Source organism: Nocardia farcinica, from assembly GCF_029867845.1.
GTDB lineage: Bacteria > Actinomycetota > Actinomycetes > Mycobacteriales > Mycobacteriaceae > Nocardia > Nocardia farcinica_A.
Window position 1 is genome coordinate 1 of sequence record NZ_JARWRU010000891.1, and the last position, 1,570, is coordinate 1,570.

A 1,570-nucleotide genomic window follows, 5' to 3' on the forward strand; every position below is an offset into this window, starting at 1 on the left:
GGGGGGGGGGGGGGGGGCGCCCCGCCCCCCCCCCCGCCCCCCCCCGGGGGGGGGGGGGGTTGTGGGGGGGGGTGTGCGCCCCCCGGGCCCCCCACGGCACCACCGTGCTTCTCACCACGCAATACCTCGAGGAGGCCGACATGCTGGCCGACCGGATCGTGGTCATCGACCACGGCCGGGTCATCGCCCGCGGGTCGGCCGAGGAACTGAAGGCGTCCATCGGCGGCGACCGGCTCACCGTCACTCTCGCCGCCGGGCAGGACCCGAAGCCTGCGCTGCGGGTGCTCGAGGAGGTCGGCCTCGGCGAGCCCCGGCTGGAGCCGGACGGCCAGGAGGTGCTGTCGGTGGTCGTCGGCGAGGGCACCCGCACCATGGTCGAAGCGCTGCGCAGGCTCGACGACGCGGGCGTCTGCGTGCTCGACGCGGGTGTGCACCGGCCGAGCCTCGACGATGTGTTCCTGTCCCTCACGGGCAGCCCCGCCACCGGCGACGCCGAACCGGAAACCGACGACGTCCGCGAGGAGATCCTGTCGTGACCACAGCCACCGAACTCGCGCCGGAAGCCGGCGCGGCCCCGACGCCCGCGAAACATCGCGCCACACAGGAGTATTCGCCGCGCATGCGGTTCGTGCGGGACAGCGCCATCGTGGCGCACCGCAACCTGCTGACCATCCTGCGGGTGCCGACGCTGCTGGTGACCGCCACCATCCAGCCGCTGATGTTCGTGTTCCTGTTCGCCTACATCTTCGGCGCCTCTCTCGGTGGCAGCCAGTACCGCGAGTTTCTGCTCGCGGGCATCTTCACCCAGACCGTCGCCTTCAGCGCCGCCTTCACCACCGTCGGCCTGGCGGGCGACCTGCAGAAGGGCATCATCGACCGGATGCGCGCGCTGCCCATGTCGCGGCTGGCGGTGCTCATGGGCCGCACCCTGTCGGACCTGGTGGTCAGCGTGCTCAGCCTGGCGGTCATGGTGGGCTGCGGCTACATCGTGGGCTGGCGGATCAACGGTTCGATCGCCGACGCGGCGCTGGCGTTCGGCATCATCCTGCTGTTCGCCTTCGCCATGTCCTGGGTCGGCGCGCTGACCGGGCTGCTGTCGTCGAACGTGGAGGTCGCCCAGAGCGCCGGGCTGATCTGGCTGTTCCCGCTGACCTTCATCTCCTCGGCGTTCATCTCCGCCGCTACCCTGCCGGGGCCGCTGCGGGTGATCGCGGAGTGGAACCCGATCACCGCGGTCGCGGCCTCGGGCCGCAAACTGTTCGACAACGGCGCGCCGCCGTTCTTCCCGCAGCCCACCGGCTGGCCCGCCGAGCACTGCGTGGAGTACGCGGTGTTCTGCTCGCTGGCCATCCTGGCGGTGGCCATGCCGCTGGCCCTGCTGTGCTACCGCAAGGTCGCCAGCCGGTAGGTGCCGGTCACCGGACCCAGGTCGCGCCCGCCGGGGCGGACCCGGGTGCCGGACAACACGAAGGCCGGCCGTGCGGGGGGGACCGCGGGCGTTAAGTTGGCGGGTGGGGGGGGAGCCGCCGGGGCGGGGGGTGAGGCGGGCCACGGGGGGCGTGAGCACCAA

Annotated in this window: 2 protein-coding genes and 1 pseudogene; 2 read left to right on the plus strand and 1 reads right to left on the minus strand. The window is 72.7% G+C overall.

What is annotated here, in order from left to right; genetic code table 11:
* Together QH283_RS19585 and QH283_RS19590 are read left to right on the plus strand one after the other, a co-directional pair.
* On the plus strand, positions 1 to 536 hold a 536-nt coding region (locus QH283_RS19585; RefSeq protein WP_280504440.1), incomplete at its 5' end, for a DUF4162 domain-containing protein.
* Between the two features lie 83 nt (positions 537 to 619).
* Positions 620 to 1,408 (plus strand): ABC transporter permease, encoded by a 789-nt coding sequence (locus QH283_RS19590; protein ID WP_280504441.1) that lies wholly within the window; start codon positions 620 to 622, stop codon positions 1,406 to 1,408.
* Here QH283_RS19590 and QH283_RS19595 read toward each other — a convergent pair.
* A pseudogene (locus QH283_RS19595) lies at positions 1,384 to 1,570 on the minus strand (hypothetical protein); the annotation flags it as partial. The gene QH283_RS19590 and the pseudogene QH283_RS19595 sit on opposite strands and share 25 nt — an antisense overlap.